We start from the raw sequence: 16,617 nt of genomic DNA on the forward strand, positions 1-16,617 counted from the left end.
TGGACGTGCTGTCTGGCTGATTCGTTGCGGAGGTGCTGTTCGTATGATTTGCCGCTTGTGGGTTGTTTGACTGATTTGTTGTCCATGTTCCTCACCTGAACCGACTGGACGATCACGCTCTGGCATCGGCGGTCTGCCCGTGCTGCGGCGGGCCAGTCCTTGCTGGAGGGCGAGATCGTTGGTGCCTCAGGGTGAGGTGGGTGTTACTTGTGGTGGCGGCGGGTGGCGGGTGGCGGGTGGCGGGTGGCGGGTGGGTGGGCGGGGCGGCTGTTTTTGGGTCAGGTGGGGTGGGGGGTGTGGTGTTCTATGGACTGGATGGTGCCGGTGGGGTTGAGGTGGAAGGTCCAGAAGGCGGCTTTGCGGAGGGTGGGTGGGGTGGGCGGGGTGGGGGTGAGGGCGGTGTGGAGGGTGGGGGCGTGTTCGCCGTGGGTGCAGATGAGGAGGGGGTCCGGGGAGGCGGACAGGAGGGTGCGGAGGCGGTCGGCGGGCGGGCAGGCATCCGGTGGGGCCCCGACGGTGAAGGCGGCGTCCGTGGTGATGGGCAGGGCGTGCGCGACGGCGTAGTCGAGGATCGTCTCCACGCAGCGGGCGGTGGCGGAGCTGACGATCCGGGTCGGCGCGTAGGCGGCGAGCATCGGGGTCAGCGCGGTGGACTCCCAGCGGCCGCGCGCGTCCAGGGGCCGGAGCAGGTCGCTGCCGTGCCAGAAGCGCTTCTCGCCGGCGCACGCGTGCCGCAGCACGATCACCGAGCGGGTGGGCCGGGGCCGGGCCACGAACGCGCGCAACAGCGCCGCGTCGTGCTGGTGGGTGAGCAGGCCGAGCGCGACGGGCACCGGCGTCCAGGCCAGCTCGTCCACCTCGTGGTCGGGCTTGAACGGCGCGACGTCGACGGCCTCGGCGGCCCAGTAGTCGACGCGTTTGGGCCGCCCGTTCACCTCGTAGGACGCGGACGGAAGGGGCGCGCCCAGCCTGGCCGTCACCCCTGTCTCCTCGCGCACCTCCCGGACGACCGTGCGCAGGATGTGTTCGCCGTGCTTGGCCTTGCCCTTCGGGAGGCTCCAGTCGTCGTACCTGGGCCGGTGGACGAGGGCGACCTCCAGTTCGCCCCCGTCCGCACGCCACAGGACGGCACCCGCCGCCCTGATGAGGGGCTCAGCCGCCATCCACCGTTCTCCAGCGCCGCGTCCGCATGAGGTGGGTCTGGATGTCGGTGGCGGGGTTGTCGGGGGTGCCCTTGTAGCGGGTCCAGTCGCCGTCGCCGTGCAGCCGCCAGGAGGCGGTGCCGTCGTCCATGCCCCTGTCCAGGAACCGGATCAGCTCGTCGCGGTGGCTGGGGTCGTTCACCCGGACCATGGCCTCGACCCGCCGGTCGAGGTTGCGGTGCATGAGGTCGGCGCTGCCGAACCACACCTCGGGGCTGCCGCCGCACTCGAACGCGTAGATCCGCGAGTGTTCGAGGAACCTGCCGAGCACGCTGTGTACCCTGATGTTCTCCGACATGCCCGGCACGCCGGGACGTAGCGCGCAGATCCCCCGGACCCAGACGTCCACCGGCACCCCCGCCTGGGACGCCCGGTACAGCGCGTCGATGATCACCTCGTCCACGAGGCTGTTGCACTTGAACCTGACGTGCGCCGGGCGGCCCGCCCTGTGGTGGCCGACCTCCCGCTCGACGCGCAGCACGAGCCCGCTGCGCAGCGTGTTCGGCGCGACGAGCAGATGCCGGTAGCTCACCTTGCGGGAGTAGCCCGTCAGGTGGTTGAACAGCTCGGTGACGTCCTCGGCGACCTCCTGGTCGGCCGTCAGCAGCCCGAGGTCCTCATACAGCCGCGCGGTCTTCGGGTGGTAGTTGCCGGTGCCGATGTGGCAGTAGCGGCGCAGCGAGCCGTCCGGCTCCTGCCGCACGACGAGGGCGAGCTTGCAGTGCGTCTTCAGGCCGACGAACCCGTAGACGACGTGGCAGCCCGCCTTCTCCAGCTTGCGGGCCCACTCGATGTTCGCGGACTCGTCGAACCGCGCCTTGATCTCGACCACCACGACGACCTGCTTGCCCTCGTCGGCGGCCTTGATGAGGGCGTCCACGATGGGCGAGTCACCGGAGGTCCGGTAGAGGGTCTGCTTGATGGCCAGGACGCCCGGGTCGGCTGCGGCTTCTTCGATGAGCCGTTGGACGCTCGTCGTGAACGAGTCGTAGGGGTGGTGGACGATGACGTCGCGCTCGCGCAGGGCGGAGAAGATGCTGCCTTCGCTCGGCAGGGCTGCCTTGGAGGGCACGAACGGGGGGTACTTGAGTTCGCTGCGGTCGAGGTCGGCGATGAGGGACAGGCCGCCGAGGTCGAGCGGCCCCGGCACCCGGTAGACCTGCCGCTCCACGACGCCGAGCTCTTCGGCGAGGAGTTCGAGCACCTCCTCGGAGATGGACTCCTCGACCTCCAGCCTTACGGCGGGCCCGAACCGGCGGCGCAGGAGTTCCTTCTCCAGGGCCTGGAGGAGGTCCTCGGTGATGTCCTCGTCCACTTCGAGGTCCTGGTTGCGGGTGACGCGGAAGGCGTGCCGCTCCACGATCTCCATGCCGTTGAACAGCTGGGTGAGGTGCGCCGCGATGACGTCCTCCAGCGGCGTGAAACGGTCGGGGGAGGCTTCGAGGAGGCGGGGCAGCAGTTCGGGCACCTTGACGCGGGCGAACAGCCGTGCCTCGGTCTCAGGGTCGCGGACGACGACGGCCAGGTTGAGCGAAAGGCCGGAGATGTACGGGAACGGGTGTGCCGAGTCCACCACGAGCGGGGTGAGCACCGGGTAGATCTTCTCCCGGAAGATCCTGCTCAGCGTCTCGCGCTCGGTGTCGGCGAGCTCGTCCCAGCGGAGGATCTCGATGTCCTGCTTGGCCAGGGCCGGGAGGATGTCGTCACGGAAGCAGGCGGCGTGCCTCAGCATGAGGTCGTGCGCGACGACGGCGGTGCGCTCCAGCACCTCACGCGGCTGCCGTCCGGACGCCGAGCGCACCGCGAGCCCGGTGGCCATCCGGCGCATCAGCCCGGCGACCCGGACCATGAAGAACTCGTCGAGGTTGGTCGCGAAGATCGACAGGAACCTGACCCGCTCCAGCAGCGGCAGGTCGTGGTCCTCGGCAAGTTCCAGGACGCGCTGGTTGAACCTCAGCCAGCTTTCCTCACGGTCGAGGAATCGGTCTTCCGGTAGTGGTTCCGGAGGGATGTTTCCGTGAGGGATTTGTCCTGGTTTTGCAGCCATAATAATGAATTATCCCCCTTGAAGGTTAACGGTGGGCGAATTCCGCATGTCCCCAAGTGTGTCATCGGGTGCGCTCCGCACGCACCGCTTCCGGGCGTGGAAGCAGGCCCGTCAGCCGGGGAGGGACCTGCGCACCACGTACGGTTGGATGATCCCCAACCCACGCACCGGTCTACGCACGATCCGCACCAATTCATACGAAGAATCTCCCTTGAGCTCCTCCGCGAGCGCCTCGTCCGCGACCAGCGAGCCGGGACGGGCGATGGAGGTCAGCCGGGAGGCGAGGTTCACCGTGGTGCCGAAGATGTCGCCCATGAGGTGCAGCACCGGGCCGTAGGCCATGCCGACCCTCACGTCCGGAACCTCCGTCTCGCTCTGCACCGCGTCGGAGATGGAGATGCCGATCTCCACCCCGGTGCGCGCCGAATCGGCGGCGTAGAGCACCTCGTCGCCGAGCGTCTTGATCAGGCGGGCGCCGTGCGCGGCCACGATGTCGGCGGCCGTCGTCTCGAACCGCTCGACGACCCGGCCCAGCTCCAGCTCGTTCAACTCACGGCTCATCGCGGTGAACGAGACCATGTCAGCGAAGCCGACCGCCAGCGGACGGGCGTTCAACTCGCCGTCCGGGGACATCGAAGCCAGCGCGCGGGCTCCCGCCGCCGCCAACTGCCGCCGCCACGCGTGCAGGAGAAGCGGCTCCATCCGGTCGAGGAAGTCCGCGTTGAAGATCGAGGTGTCCAGGCCCGCGCCCGTCAGCAGGCCGCTCTGCCACTCGGCGAGCCGGGCCATCGTCTGGCCGAACGCGCGCGCCTGCCGCAGGACGAGTTCGGCGGTGTCCTCGCCCAGGCTGCCCCGATCCAGGATGCCCCGGATCAGGCGCAGGGCGCGCAGGTCGCCTTCGGTGAACGCGGGGACGTCGTCAGCGGGGCTGGGGAAGCCGAAGGAGCGCCAGAGCCGCTCGGTGAACTCGGGCGGCACCCCGCTCTCGCGGGCCGCGTCAAGGCGCGTGTACTTGAGCTCGCCGCCCAGCAGGAGCTCTTCCAGCTCCCGCACCTCGCGTTCCCGCCCGGACATTTACCCGTCACTCCCCGATCTCGCGGCTGATCAGCCTCAATGCGACGAACAGGCTATGTGATGGCTGTCACTAGTGTCCTATCGGTCTCGGATTCCGGACATGTACTACGTCACCCGCGCTGTAAGCACGTTCGCCACGGGCGGTTTCGGCGACGAGCCTGCCCTCGGCGTCGACGTCCCTGGCCGTGCCGGTCTCGGCGGTGCCGCCGGGCAGCTCGACCCTGATGTCCCGGCCCAACGTCGCCGACAGGGCCCGGTAGGCGCCGCGCAGGCCGCTGCCGTCGGGGTCGCCGTCGGCGGCGCGCCACTCGGTGTAGCGCAGGGCCAGTTCCCGCAGGATCGCCTTCAGGACGGTCTCACGGTCGGTCGTGGCGGCGTCCTCGATCAGCAGCGACGTCGCGGTGGGGACGGGCAGCTCAGCGGCCCGCAGGGACACGTTGAGGCCCACGCCGACCACAACGGCGCCCTCGGCCCGCTCGGCGAGGATCCCGGCCAGCTTGCGGTCGCCGACCAGCACGTCATTGGGCCACTTCAGGGCCGCCTCGACGGCGGCGCCGCCGGTGGCCTCGCCGAACTCGCCGGCCTGAGCCCGCGTCGTCACCGACCGGACGGCCGTGGCGACGGCGACACCGGTGAGCAGCGGGAGCCAGCCCAGCCGGGTCGCCGGAACCGACGCGCCCGGCCGCAGCAGCACCGAGAACATCAGCCCGGAGCGCGGCGGCGCGGCCCAGGAACGGCCCAGCCGCCCCCGTCCCGCCGTCTGCGCCTCGGCGACCACAACGACGCCCTCCCGCGCCCCCTCGGCGGCCAGCGCCGCCACGTCGGCGTTGGTGGACCCCGTCTCGGACACCACGCGGATCTCCCGCCAGAACGACCCGTCCCGAGCCAGAGCCCGATTCAACGCCTTCTCGTTCAACGGAGGCCGATCAAGATCCGAATACAAACCCATGTTCTTATCCAACCCCACCGCCGCCGCCCGCACCGCCCGGGGGCGGCACGTCAGCCCGTGTTCTGGAGGCCGGCGGCTACGCCGTTGACGGAGAGGAGGAGGAGGTTCTCCAGGCGGGGGAGGTCGGCTTCGGAGGGGGTGCCCTCGCGGAGGGTGCGTAGGGCGCGGAGTTGGAGGTAGCTGAGGGCGTCCACGTAGGGGTTGCGGAGTTCCACGGCGCGGGAGAGGACCTTGCGGTTCTCCAGGAGGCGACGGTGGCCGGTGACGGCCTTCACCAGCTCCAGCGTCCTGTCGTACTCGGCCATGACGGTCTCGGTGAGGTCGGGGCGGCCGCCGAGCGCCAGGTACCGGACGGCGATCGCCCTGTCGGTCTTGGCCAGCGACATCTCCGCGTTGTCGATCATCGCGTTGAACAGCGGCCACGACGCGTACGCCGCACGCAGGTCGGGGTCGTCGGCGACGGCGGCGAGGCCGGAGCCGAGCCCGAACCAGGCGGGCAGGTTGACGCGGGTCTGGGTCCAGGCGAACACCCACGGGATCGCGCGCAGGTCGTCCAGGGAGGACGCGCCGGTGCGGCGCGCGGGCCGGGAGCCGATCCGCAGCTCGCCGATCTCCGCGAGCGGTGAGACCCGGGAGAACCACTCGGCGAACCCGTCCGTCTCCACCAGGACGCGGAACGCCTTGTGCGCCGCCTCGCTGAGCCTGTCGGCCAGCGGACGGAAGCGGGTGGCGGCGGCCGCGACGGTGTCCTCGACCTCGGGGGTGGACGCCAGCAGGATCGCGTTGGTGACCTGCTCGACGTGCCGCTGGGCGATCTCCGGATGGCCGTACCTGGCGAAGATCACCTCACCCTGCTCGGTGACCTTGAACCTGCCGTCCACCGAGCCGGGCGGCTGGGCGAGGATCGCGCGGTTCACCGGGCCGCCGCCCCGGCCGAGCGAGCCGCCCCGGCCGTGGAAGAGGGTGAGGGTGATGTTGTTCTCCTGCGCCCAGCGAGCCAGCGCCTCCTGGGTGTCGTACAGAAGCAGGGTCGCGCTGGCGGGGCCCATGTCCTTGGCCGAATCGGAGTAGCCGAGCATGACCTCAAGACGGCGTCCGGTCTGGCCCAGCCGGCGCTGCACGGGCACCAGCCGGATCGCCTCGGCCAGCACGGAGACCGCGCGCTGGAGGTCGTCGCCCGTCTCGAAGAGGGGGACGACGTCGAGGGTGGGCGCCGCGTCGCCCAGGGACTCGGCGAGCTCGTAGACGGCGGCGATGTCGGCGGCCGTCCGGGAGAACGACACGATGTAGCGGGAGCAGGCGGACACGCCGAACCGCTTCTGCGCCCAGGCCATGACGCGCAGGGTGTCGAGGACCTCCTCGGTCTCGGCCGACAGCGCGCCGCCGCGCCTGACCTCGGCGAGGGCCCGCTCGTGCACCGAGGAGTGCTGGCGGATCTCCAGCTCGGCGAGGTGGAAGCCGAACGTCTCGACCTGCCAGATGAGGTGCTGGAGCTCGCCGTACGCCTGCCGGGGCGCGCCGACCTCCGCGAGGGAGTCCTGGACCAGGACGAGGTCGTCCAGGAGCTGGTCCGGGCCGGTGTAGCCGAGGTCGGCGTTGCGCTCGCGCGTCGCCCTGATCCGCTCGGCGGCGTACAGCAGGTACTGCCGGTGCGGTTCGCCGGGCGAGCGGGCGGCCAGCTCGGCGAGCAGCTCCGGCTGGGCGGTGCGGGCGGCGGCGATCGCGCCGCGCAGCGCGGCCGACGCCGGGGTGGTGCTCGCGTTGGCGGTGAGCTGCCTGCCGATCCGGGTGGCGGCGGTCTCCAGCGCGATGAGGACGTGCTGGGACTGGATCTTCAACGCCTGCCGGGTGACCTGCGCGGTGACGAACGGGTTGCCGTCCCTGTCGCCGCCGATCCAGCTTCCGTACCGGATGTAGGCGGGGGCCAGAGGCGGCAGCGCCCCGGTGCGGTCCTGGGCCGTCGCCTCAGGGTGCTCCTGCTCCTTGAGGACGGCGTCCAGCGACCGGTAGATGAGCGGGACGGCCCGGAAGAGCGTCTCGTCGAACGTGGCGAGCGCGACGCGCACCTCGTCCAGCGGGTCCATCGCCTCGTGGCGGCGCTGGGCGGTGCGCCACAGCAGGTCGATCTGCTCACGCAGCCTGCGGCGCAGCTCGTTCTTCTCGCTGAAGCCGCGCGCCGGGTTGTTGTAGTCGTGCAGCAGCCCGCTGATCCTGGTGATCGCGGTGACGACCGCGCGCCGCTTGGCCTCGGTCGGGTGGGCGGTGAACACCGGGCGGAACTCCAGGCCCGCGACGGCGCCCACCGGGTCGGCGAGCTCGGCGACGGCCGCCTTCACCGAGCTGCGCTGCGGCGGCGCGCCCTCGATGTCCCGCTCCCGGAGGGTCCGGATGCGGTGGTGCTCCTCGGCGAGATTGGTCAGGTGGAAGTAGACGGAGAAGGCGCGGGCGACGAGCTCCGCGCGTTCCAGCGGCCATTCCGCGACGAAGTCGGTGATGTCGTCGCCCGCTCGGTCGTTCTCGGCGGGCTCGCCCCTGCGGGCGGAGATCACCGCGTGGCGCAGCCGCTCGACGTCGTCCAGGAGGTCCTGGCCGCCGTACTCCACGAGCACGTGGCCGAGTAGGGAGCCCAGCAGACGGACGTCCGCGCGCAGCTCGTCGGGAAGGTCCACTCTGATCTGGGAGGCAAGGCTCTCGGTCACAGTCGGCATCCTACAGAGGGGACAATTGGTCTATACCACCACCCCCGCCATACCCCGGTGCGCCGGGAATGACAAGTGACTCGTTACTCTTTCGCCCATGGCGATGGAAGCGGTTGAACCCCCGGTCGAAAAGATCGACATCCACACCACGGCGGGAAAAATCGCCGACCTTGAGCGACGCAGGTACGAAGCCGTGCACGCCGGGTCCGCGGCCGCCGTGGAGAAGCAGCACGCCAAGGGCAAGCTGACCGCGCGCGAGCGGATCGACGCCCTGCTCGACGAGGGCTCCTTTGTGGAGTTCGACGAGTTCGCACGGCACCGCTCGACCATGTTCGGGCTGGAGAAGAAGCGCCCCTACAGCGACGGCGTCGTCATCGGCTACGGCACGGTGGACGGCCGTCAGGTCTGTGTCTTCTCCCAGGACGTCATGGCGTTCGGCGGGTCGCTCGGCGAGGTCTACGGCGAGAAGATCGTCAAGATGCTCGACCTCGCCCTCAAGACCGGGTGCCCGATCATCGGCATCAACGAGGGCGGCGGCGCCCGCATCCAGGAGGGTGTGGTCGCGCTCGGCCTGTACGCGGAGATCTTCAAGCGGAACGTGCACGCCAGCGGCGTCATCCCGCAGATCTCGCTGATCATGGGCGCCACCGCGGGCGGGCACGTGTACTCCCCCGCGCTCACCGACTTCGTCGTCATGGTCGACCAGACCTCGCACATGTTCATCACCGGCCCCGACGTCATCAAGACCGTCACGGGCGAGGAGGTGACGTTCGAGGAACTGGGCGGTGCTCACACGCACAACAGCAAGTCGGGCGTCTCCCACTACATGGCTTCCGACGAGACCGACGCGATCGAGTACGTCAAGGCGCTTCTGTCCTACCTGCCGTCGAACAACATGTCCGAGGCGCCAGAGTACGAGCAGGCCGCCGACCTCGACGTCATCGAGGAGCTGGACACGGCGATCCCCGACTCGGCCAACCAGCCCTACGACATGAAGTCGATCATCGAGGCTGTCGTCGACGACGGGGAGTTCCTGGAGGTCCAGCCGCTGTTCGCGCCGAACATCGTCGTGGGGTACGCCCGGGTGGACGGGCGCAGCGTCGGCATCGTCGCCAACCAGCCGCTCCAGCTCGCGGGCTGCCTCGACATCGACGCGTCCGAGAAGGCCGCCCGGTTCATCCGCACCTGTGACGCCTTCAACGTGCCCGTCCTGACCTTTGTCGACGTCCCCGGCTTCCTGCCCGGCACCGGCCAGGAGTGGGACGGCATCATCCGGCGTGGCGCGAAGCTGCTGTACGCGTACGCGGAGGCGACCGTCCCGCTCGTCACCGTGATCACCCGTAAGGCTTACGGCGGCGCTTACGACGTCATGGGGTCCAAGCACCTGGGCGCCGACGTGAACCTCGCGTGGCCGACCGCGCAGATCGCCGTCATGGGCGCGCAGGGCGCGGTGAACATCCTGTACCGGCGCGAACTCGCCGCCGCCGACGACCCGGACGCGCGCCGCGCCGATCTCGTCACCGAGTACGAGGACACCCTCGCGAACCCGTACATCGCGGCCGAACGCGGCTATGTCGACGCCGTCATCAAGCCGTCCGAGACCCGGATCCAGGTCATCAAGGCGCTGCGGGCGCTGCGCGAGAAGCGCAGGACGCTGCCGCCGAAGAAGCACGGGAACATCCCGCTGTAGCCGGAGAGGCCGAACATGAGCGAGAAGCCGTTTCTTCAGGTGGTCAGGGGCGACGCCACACCGGCGGAGATCGCCGCGCTGATCGCGGTGCTCGCCGCGCGCGGCGCGCCCGCGCCCGCCGCGCCCGCGCGCCGCGCCTCGGTGTGGACGGACCGGGCGCGGCTCGCCCGCCGTCCGGTCCGGCCGGGCCCGGGGGCCTGGCGGGCGAGCGCGCTGCCGGGCTGAGCGCACGCGCGGGGGGCGTCGGGCGTCTCCCCGCGCGGCGTGCGAAACGGCAGCCGGAAGTAGCTCATGGGAAAGGGTCCGTGGCCTTAAGGTGGGGTACCCATGGCCGCCTCGGAGTTTCTCCCACAACCTGCCCGTTATGCCGTTTTCGTTGATGCGGGCTACCTTTACGCTGCTTCCGGGGCATTGCTGCTTGAGGCATCGTCCCGGCGCGAGTACCGGGTGTACGCGGAGAAGCTCATCAAAGCGCTCACCGCGCACGCCGACGAACGCATCAACGGCGAACTGCTCCGGCTCTACTGGTTCGACGCGGCGCCGCGCCGCCAGCCCACCGTCGAACAGCGCGTCATCGCCAACCTCTCACTGGTGAAACTACGCCTCGGCAACCTCAACGCGCAGGGCCAGCAGAAGGGCGTCGACGCCCAGCTCCGCGCCGACCTCGAAGCGCTCGCCCGGCACCGGGCCATCACCGACGCGGTACTGCTCGCCGGGGACGAGGACATGCTCCCCGCCGTCGAGTCCGCCCAGCGGTACGGGGTGCGGGTGCACCTGTGGGGGGTCGAGCCCACACACGGCTCCAACCAGGCCGAATGGCTCGTGTGGGAGTCCGACACCGTCGAGGTGCTGCCCGCCGACTTCCTGCGGCCCTACTTCCTGCGGGCAGGGGTGCTGCCCGTCGAGGAGACGGCGCCGCCCGCCGCGGTCGCCGCGTCCGCCAGCCGTCCCACCGTGCCGTCGCCGTCGCAGGTGTTCGCGGGCAAGGTGGCGCCGCCCCCGGTCGTCCGGCCGCCCCTGCCGTCCACCGCGGCGGCCGCCGTGGGCTCGGCGGGCAAGGCCGTGGACGGCAAGGTCGAGAACAAGCTCGGGCCCGACCGCGCGGCGATGCTGGAGGTCGGCGAGCACGTCGCGCAGAAGTGGGTGTTCGAACGCGGCCGCGACAACATCCGCGACCTGCTTCCGGGGCCCATCCTCCCGCCCGTCATCGACAAGGAACTCCTCATCGACGCGGAGAAGATCCTGGGCAGGTCGCTGCGGCCCTACCAGGAGGCGCGGACCTGGCTCAGGGACGGCTTCTGGGAGCGCGTCTACCGCGAGTTCGGCATCGGCGTGGGCACCTCCGACACGTGAGGCGGCGTCCGACTTCCGGTGAGCGGCGGACACCGAGCGTGGTGATGGGGGTACATTCTGCCGCGTGCGCTTCCACACCCGGGTGGCGGCGGCCGTCGCCCTGACCGCCGCCGTGCTGTCGGGCTGCGGCCTGCCCTTCGCGCCCGGCGGACGGCCGGGAGGCGGCGTCGTCGGCCTCGGGGCGCCCGCCCCCTACGTGCCCGCTTCCGCCTCCCGCCTCGCCGGATCCCCTACGCCGTCCTCCTCCGCGCCCGGCCGGATGGACGCCCTACCGGGCGTCGGCCTCCCGGCCCGCGCCTACCTTCCGCACGGCAGGACCGTCACCGTGCTGGACCAGCGGGACCTCTCGCCGGTGCGGAAACTGCGGCTGCCCGAACCCGTCACCCGGATCGTGCCGTCGCGCGACCTGCGGACGCTGTGGGCGGTCGGCCGGACGGCGCTCGTGCCGCTCGACCCGGCGACGCTCCGGGCGGGCACGGCACGCCCGGTGGCGCGCGCCCGCGACCTGGTGTTCACCGGCGACGGCGGCACCGCGCTCGTGCTCACCGACCGGCGCCTGGAGTTCCGCGACCCGGCGGCGATGCGCCTGCGGTCGGCGCTGCGGCTGCCGTGCGCGCCGACCGCCGCCGCCGCGCTCACCTCCGACGGGGAACGCCTGGTCACCGCGTGCGGGCGCGCCCTGCTCTACATCGACTGGCGCAGCGGCATGGCGGGCTCGGCCGACCTGCCCGACGCGCCCACCCGGCTCCTGCTCGCCCCGGACGGGCGGACGTTCTTCGCCGCGACACCCTCCGGCGTCCTCCTCCTGGACTCCCTGACGCTGAAGGAGACCTCGCGGGTCGCGCTGCCCGGCGCCGTCACCACGCTGATCCCGGCGCCGTCGGGCGGCACCGTCTACGCCTCAGGCCCCGGCACGGCCGCCGAACTCGGCGCCACCGGCGCGCTCCTCCGCCCACTGCCCGTCCCCCACACGGCGACCCTGACGGCCCTCTCCCCCGACGGCGGCACCCTCTGGCTCCGCGAACCCGGCCGCCTCGTCGCCCGCTCCGCCGACGGCACCCGCCACCGCTCCGCCCCCGTCACCTCCACCGACGCCACCCTCCACCCCCACCCCACCAACCCCACCCCGACCGCCCACTGAACCCGACGGCCCGGAATCAGGCGCCGCGGGCGTGGAGGCGGGGGGAGAGGTCGTCGATGAGGGCCTCGGTCTCCGGGTGGAGGAGGTCGAGGTCGGCGCGGCCGCGGATCTCGTTGAGGACGGCCTGGACGGCGGCCGGGTCGCCGGTGACGTCGGTCGCGCGGAGCAGGTCGCGCCACAGGAGTTCGTCGTCGGGGGCCAGGCGCATGCCGGCGCGGGCGGCGGCGACCGCGGCGTGCGGGTCGCGCTCGCCGAGCCGGACCTGGGCGAGCCGGTGCGCGGCGTCCACCACGCGGGCCGTCACCTCGTACTCCAGCGCGTCGACCGCCAGCCACGAGTACCGGCCGCGCGGGCGCGGCGCGAGCAGCCTGCCCCGCACCAGCTCCAGCGCGTGCGACAGGTACGCCGCCTCGGCGGCGGGCTCGGCGGCCGACCGCCACAGCAAATACTGGAACTGCTGGAGGTCCACCGCGACCTCCGAGCCGAGCCGCAGCCTGCCCCGCTCGTCGCTGTACAGGTTGGGACGGCCCCGCGCGTCACGGCCCAGCCAGTCCGCCGCCATCGCGATCGTCGCGTCCCGCACCCCGGCGGTGACGCCGCGCGGCCACACCGCGCCGCTCAGCACCGTCGGGTGGACGCCGCCCGGATGCGTCGCCAGGTAGACGAGCACCTCGGTGCAGATGTCGCGCCTGGTGTCCTCCATCTGTCCGGACGCGCGCACCGCGATCCCGCCCATCACCCGGATCTCGGCGGACGGCGCGGCGGCGGGCGGGTGCTCCACGGTGATCTCGGGCAGCCGGATGCCGTCCTTGCGGCCCGCCGTCCGGACCAGCTCGGCGACGGCCCGGTACTGCGGCTCCGGGATGCGCTGCGCCTGCACCTGGAACCCGAGGACGCCCGCGTCCAGCGTGCCCTCCTCGTCGATCGTCCACTGCCAGGCGGCGCCCTCGACGTGGCCCGCGACGATGTACCCGGCCGACAGCCGCTGCGCGGTGCGGGCCAGCGCGGCGAGCCTTGCCGCGTCGGCCTTCGTGGGCTGGTCGGCCATCACCAGGTAGTGCGGCATCCACGCCTCGCCGGACACGCCGCGGCAGCGTCCGGTGAGCACCGAGTCGGCGCCGGTCGCGCTGAGCGCGCGGCGCACCTCGGCGGTGCGGGACTCCAGCTCCGGCAGCGCCTCGGCGAGCGACGTGACGCACCGGATGCGGTCGGGCGCCAGCTCGGCCAGCTCGGGCCCGAACCCGACGAGGGTCAGCCGCATGTGGTCGGCCCACGTGCTCGTCGCAAGCTCCACCGCGACAGCGGCGAGCGCCTCCTTGCGCTGCCGGGGCGGGCCGTCCAGGGAGATGACGCCGTGCGCGGCCTCCAGGTCGGCGAGCACCCTGCCGGTCGAGCCGACGCCCAGCGAGATCATGCCCGGGTAGGGCGCGAGCACCTCGGACAGGTCGGCCGACGACAGCGGTGTGAGGTTCGCGGTGTGCAGCCGCCACACCTGGCCGCCGTCGTGCGGCTCCCAGGGGGCCGGCGGGTTCGGGTCGGCGGGCGCTATCCACAGGTCCATCGAATCGGTGCCCAGGTGCAGCCCGTACACCGTCGGCAGCGTCCGGTTCTGCGCGGCGAGCGCCTGCGACAGGCGGCGCAGCCCGAGGTCCAGGACCCTGATGCCCTCGGCGTCCGCGCCGATCCGGAGCGCCTGCTCGACCTTGGCGGCCTCGCCCTCCGGGCGGACGATCATCATGCCGGTCTCGCGGGCCAGGACCTGCGCGCGCCGCCTGCGGCCGAGCGCGGTGAGCACGCCCGCGGCCAGCAGCGACGACGCGGCGAGCGCCTCCGGCCACGGGAACTCCTGCTCGGCCGTCTCAGCGGGCGGCGACTCCACCGGGGCCTGCGGCGCGCCGTGCACGGTGCCGGGCGCCTCGGGCTTGGCGGGCGGCTTCGGCACCTGCGGGGACGCCTGCGGCTTCGGCGCCTCCTGCTTCGGCGTGTCCTGCTTGGGGGTGTCCTGCTTCGGAACGTCCTGCTTGGGGGTGTCCTGCTGCTTCGGCTGCTCCGGGGCGGGCTTGTCCGGCTTGCTGGGCTTGTCGGCGACGGCGTGGCCGTACTGGAAGTAGTCGCGCAGCTCCGACTTCGGGATGATCAGGGTGCCTCGGGCGTCACCGGGCATCTCCATCACCCAGCCGGGCCGGATCAGGCTCGCCTCGCGCAGCCGCGACCCGTCGGGCTGCACATGGCCCTTGTTGAGCTCGAAGATCTCCTTGTAGCGGCGGCCGTCGCCGAGCGTCTTCTCGGCGATCTCCCACAGGCTCTCGTGGTGCCTGCCGTGCGGCGGCTGCACCTTGTAGATCTTGGTGGTCTCGCCGTCCGGCTCCTCGGCCGACGGGGAGCTGACCAGCCGCACGTCCGGCGCCTGCGCGGTGGGCGCGCCCTGCTCGGCCGTCACGACCGCCTTCGGCGGCCCGGCCGGTGCCTGCGCGAACGCCGGCACGATCGCCGTCGTCGCGGTGAACAGCAGCAGCACCGCCACCACGAGCTTGTGCACGACGGCCTGGGTGCCGCCCGCGAGCGGCACCCGCACCGGCACGCCGATCCCGCGCACCCCCGCCTGGAGCTCCACCGCGAGGCAGACGAGCAGCTGGAACCAGGCGAGCCACACGAACACCGCGAGGATGCCGAACAGCGCCTCGAAGTCGAGCTGCTGGGTGAGCAGCGACATGTCCAGCGGCCCGTCCGGCAGCGGACTGCCCACGAACCTGACGAGCGCGTACGGCACCCCCGCCACCAACGCGACGAGGGCTGCCAGCGACAGCAGCCCCAGGAGCACGTCCGCCGGGCTGCGCCGGGTTTGTGCCTGTCGTCGCCTTACACCCACTTCTATGCCCCATCCTCCGGATGTGCCGATGCTTCCACCTCAACGTTGAAAGCACCAATACCGATTATGCCGAGAAAGACCGTTTCCACCTGGGTGGTGACCTGAACCGTCACCTCATCCGCCCCGGTGAGCGCACAACCCGCCCCGAAGTCCCCCGGGAACTGCCCGACAAAACCGAGCGCCCGGTCACACGCGTCCCCCAGCAGGATGATCTCGCCCGTGTCCCGCAGATGCTCGACGTCGATCTCGTCGGCCCCGGCCCGCGCCGCCTGCTCCGCGATGTCCAACGCCCGCTGCCTACCGTGGATCGCCATCCCGCCGTCCAGCAGCAGCCCCGCCATCACGAGGATCGACGGCACCCACAGCACGGTGAACAGCGCGAACGTCCCGCGCGTGCGCTGACGCCCGCGCAGGGCGGCCCGCGCCGCCGCGATCCGTGCGCGACTCACCGGCGCGCTGTCACCCATGGCCCGGTCCTCACTCTTCGACTCCACAGGGATCACCGCCGCAGTCGAGGCGGCGGTAGGTGTCGATCGGCGCCGACGCGGTGCCCGTCTTCACCGGGTCGCCCGCGAACGGCACGAGGGCGAGGCCGGTGAGGTCGGTCGTGCAGGTCACGGTGACGGTGACCTGCCCGCCCGGCATCCAGACGAGGTCGACGTCCGTCTCGGCGTTCCCGCCGACGCAGAAGCTCGTCCCCGCGATCGAGTCGTTGACCGCCTGGATCGCGAACGCCTGCGCCTGGCCCTGGGTGCGTGCCACCGACGCCGCCCGCGCCCCGTCGCGGGCGGCGCCGTTGAGCTGGCTCTGTACCGTGACGACCCGGCCCACGACGACGAGGAACAGCGCGAGCATGATGAGGATCGGGGTGAGCAGCACGAGTTCCAGCGACATGCTGCCCCGGTCCCGCCGCCGTCCGTGCCGTGCCGTCCTCATCCGGCCTCGCAGTTCTTCGCGTCGTCGATGTCGGGCCGGAAGCACTCGACCGCGCCGACCGACTGCTTGGTGACGTTGAACGTCATGCCCGGGATGATCTGCACCGCGGTGCCCGTCACCTGGACGCCGCGGTCGTAGGCGCCGTCGCCCAACGCCGTCACGCCCGTGACGTTGAGCGCGTTCGGGCCGAGCTGCGCCGCCGCGTTCTGCGCCGCGGCGATCCCGACGCCCTGCCAGCCGCCCCCCGCACCCATCTCACGCGCCGCGCGCGCACCGGCTTGCGCGGCCGACAGCGCGATCTGGTTCGCGTGGTAGACCATCATCGCCTGGATGGCGAAGAGGATGGCGAGGATGAGGATGGGAGTGAGCAGCGCCCACTCCATCGAGGACACTCCCCGCTCTCTCCTTCTCCGCGCGTCTCTTCGCATCGGTCAGAAGCCGGTGTCGATCGCGTTGGCGGCAGCCTCGATCCTCTGCTGGATCACGAGGCCGATCGCGATCGCGATGACCGCGAGCAGGCCGGTGATGATGGCCCATTCGACGGCGGACGCGCCGACCGAGCGCTGCTCGCGGCTACGAACCCGCTCGACACGGACGGCGAGCGCGGTTCTCAGGTAGACGAGGGTCGGGTGAGTGAGCGGATTCACGGGGGTCTCC

General features: G+C 71.7%; 14 protein-coding genes. 4 read left to right on the plus strand and 10 right to left on the minus strand.

The annotated features are described in order from the left end of the window. Window positions 1-278: 278 nt before the first annotated feature. The 5 genes from LO762_RS28315 to LO762_RS28335 form a co-directional block, all read right to left on the minus strand. A complete protein-coding gene (locus LO762_RS28315; RefSeq protein ID WP_255687994.1) occupies window positions 279-1,163 on the minus strand; it encodes an NUDIX hydrolase in 885 nt (294 codons plus the stop codon). Continuing rightward, window positions 1,153-3,249, minus strand: coding sequence for an RNA degradosome polyphosphate kinase (locus tag LO762_RS28320; protein ID WP_230619189.1), 2,097 nt, complete (start codon window positions 3,247-3,249; stop codon window positions 1,153-1,155). The genes LO762_RS28315 and LO762_RS28320 overlap by 11 nt, the downstream gene beginning before the upstream one ends. Before the next feature lie 111 nt (window positions 3,250-3,360). Beyond that, window positions 3,361-4,323, minus strand: a complete 963-nt coding sequence (locus LO762_RS28325; RefSeq protein WP_230619190.1) for an adenylate/guanylate cyclase domain-containing protein — start codon at window positions 4,321-4,323, stop codon at window positions 3,361-3,363. Window positions 4,324-4,393: 70 nt separating this feature from the next. Continuing rightward, a complete protein-coding gene (locus LO762_RS28330) occupies window positions 4,394-5,272 on the minus strand; it encodes a biotin--[acetyl-CoA-carboxylase] ligase (protein ID WP_230619191.1) in 879 nt (292 codons plus the stop codon). A 50-nt stretch (window positions 5,273-5,322) separates the two neighbouring features. Further along, a complete protein-coding gene (locus tag LO762_RS28335; protein ID WP_374201603.1) occupies window positions 5,323-7,980 on the minus strand; it encodes a phosphoenolpyruvate carboxylase in 2,658 nt (885 codons plus the stop codon). Window positions 7,981-8,068: 88 nt separating this feature from the next. On the opposite strand from LO762_RS28335, the gene LO762_RS28340 reads away from it, so the two are divergent. The 4 genes from LO762_RS28340 to LO762_RS28355 all read left to right on the plus strand — a co-directional run bounded on the left by LO762_RS28340 (window position 8,069) and on the right by LO762_RS28355 (window position 12,155). Beyond that, the gene (locus tag LO762_RS28340) at window positions 8,069-9,661 is read left to right on the plus strand and encodes an acyl-CoA carboxylase subunit beta (RefSeq protein ID WP_230619193.1); all 1,593 of its coding nucleotides are present in this window, start codon (window positions 8,069-8,071) and stop codon (window positions 9,659-9,661) included. A 15-nt stretch (window positions 9,662-9,676) separates the two neighbouring features. Further along, complete coding sequence (locus LO762_RS28345) at window positions 9,677-9,886, plus strand: acyl-CoA carboxylase epsilon subunit (protein ID WP_230619194.1); 210 nt, start codon at window positions 9,677-9,679, stop codon at window positions 9,884-9,886. Between the two features lie 102 nt (window positions 9,887-9,988). After that, window positions 9,989-11,014: an NYN domain-containing protein gene (locus LO762_RS28350; protein WP_230619195.1), complete on the plus strand. Its 1,026-nt coding sequence runs from the start codon at window positions 9,989-9,991 to the stop codon at window positions 11,012-11,014. A gap of 64 nt (window positions 11,015-11,078) precedes the next feature. Further along, entirely contained in the window at window positions 11,079-12,155 is a 1,077-nt protein-coding gene (locus LO762_RS28355; protein WP_230619196.1) for a YncE family protein, read from the plus strand. A gap of 16 nt (window positions 12,156-12,171) precedes the next feature. Here the strand turns inward: LO762_RS28355 and LO762_RS28360 are convergent, their stop codons facing one another. From LO762_RS28360 to LO762_RS28380, 5 genes are read right to left on the minus strand one after another with little or no spacing between them, the layout of a single operon-like run. Beyond that, window positions 12,172-15,024, minus strand: coding sequence for a hypothetical protein (locus LO762_RS28360; RefSeq protein ID WP_230619197.1), 2,853 nt, complete (start codon window positions 15,022-15,024; stop codon window positions 12,172-12,174). 2 nt (window positions 15,025-15,026) lie between these two features. Beyond that, window positions 15,027-15,491, minus strand: coding sequence for a TadE/TadG family type IV pilus assembly protein (locus LO762_RS28365; protein ID WP_230619198.1), 465 nt, complete (start codon window positions 15,489-15,491; stop codon window positions 15,027-15,029). Window positions 15,492-15,501: 10 nt separating this feature from the next. After that, window positions 15,502-15,960: a TadE/TadG family type IV pilus assembly protein gene (locus LO762_RS28370; RefSeq protein ID WP_230619199.1), complete on the minus strand. Its 459-nt coding sequence runs from the start codon at window positions 15,958-15,960 to the stop codon at window positions 15,502-15,504. Further along, window positions 15,957-16,343: a TadE/TadG family type IV pilus assembly protein gene (locus LO762_RS28375; protein WP_230619327.1), complete on the minus strand. Its 387-nt coding sequence runs from the start codon at window positions 16,341-16,343 to the stop codon at window positions 15,957-15,959. The genes LO762_RS28370 and LO762_RS28375 overlap by 4 nt, the downstream gene beginning before the upstream one ends. A gap of 48 nt (window positions 16,344-16,391) precedes the next feature. Further along, the gene (locus LO762_RS28380) at window positions 16,392-16,607 is read right to left on the minus strand and encodes a hypothetical protein (RefSeq protein ID WP_230619200.1); all 216 of its coding nucleotides are present in this window, start codon (window positions 16,605-16,607) and stop codon (window positions 16,392-16,394) included. Window positions 16,608-16,617 lie beyond the last annotated feature (10 nt).

The organism is Actinocorallia sp. API 0066, from assembly GCF_020991275.1.
Lineage (GTDB): Bacteria > Actinomycetota > Actinomycetes > Streptosporangiales > Streptosporangiaceae > Actinocorallia.

Excerpts from the sequence above, each read along its gene's own strand:
- LO762_RS28315 (WP_255687994.1), bottom strand. The coding sequence starts at position 1,163 with ATGGCGGCTGAGCCCCTCATCAGGGCGGCGGGTGCCGTCCTGTGGCGT.
- LO762_RS28320 (WP_230619189.1), bottom strand. The coding sequence starts at position 3,249 with ATGGCTGCAAAACCAGGACAAATCCCTCACGGAAACATCCCTCCGGAA.
- LO762_RS28325 (WP_230619190.1), bottom strand. The coding sequence starts at position 4,323 with ATGTCCGGGCGGGAACGCGAGGTGCGGGAGCTGGAAGAGCTCCTGCTG.
- LO762_RS28330 (WP_230619191.1), bottom strand. The coding sequence starts at position 5,272 with ATGGGTTTGTATTCGGATCTTGATCGGCCTCCGTTGAACGAGAAGGCG.
- LO762_RS28335 (WP_374201603.1), bottom strand. The coding sequence starts at position 7,980 with ATGCCGACTGTGACCGAGAGCCTTGCCTCCCAGATCAGAGTGGACCTT.
- LO762_RS28340 (WP_230619193.1), top strand. The coding sequence starts at position 8,069 with ATGGCGATGGAAGCGGTTGAACCCCCGGTCGAAAAGATCGACATCCAC.
- LO762_RS28345 (WP_230619194.1), top strand. The coding sequence starts at position 9,677 with ATGAGCGAGAAGCCGTTTCTTCAGGTGGTCAGGGGCGACGCCACACCG.
- LO762_RS28350 (WP_230619195.1), top strand. The coding sequence starts at position 9,989 with ATGGCCGCCTCGGAGTTTCTCCCACAACCTGCCCGTTATGCCGTTTTC.
- LO762_RS28365 (WP_230619198.1), bottom strand. The coding sequence starts at position 15,491 with ATGGGTGACAGCGCGCCGGTGAGTCGCGCACGGATCGCGGCGGCGCGG.
- LO762_RS28370 (WP_230619199.1), bottom strand. The coding sequence starts at position 15,960 with ATGAGGACGGCACGGCACGGACGGCGGCGGGACCGGGGCAGCATGTCG.
- LO762_RS28375 (WP_230619327.1), bottom strand. The coding sequence starts at position 16,343 with ATGGAGTGGGCGCTGCTCACTCCCATCCTCATCCTCGCCATCCTCTTC.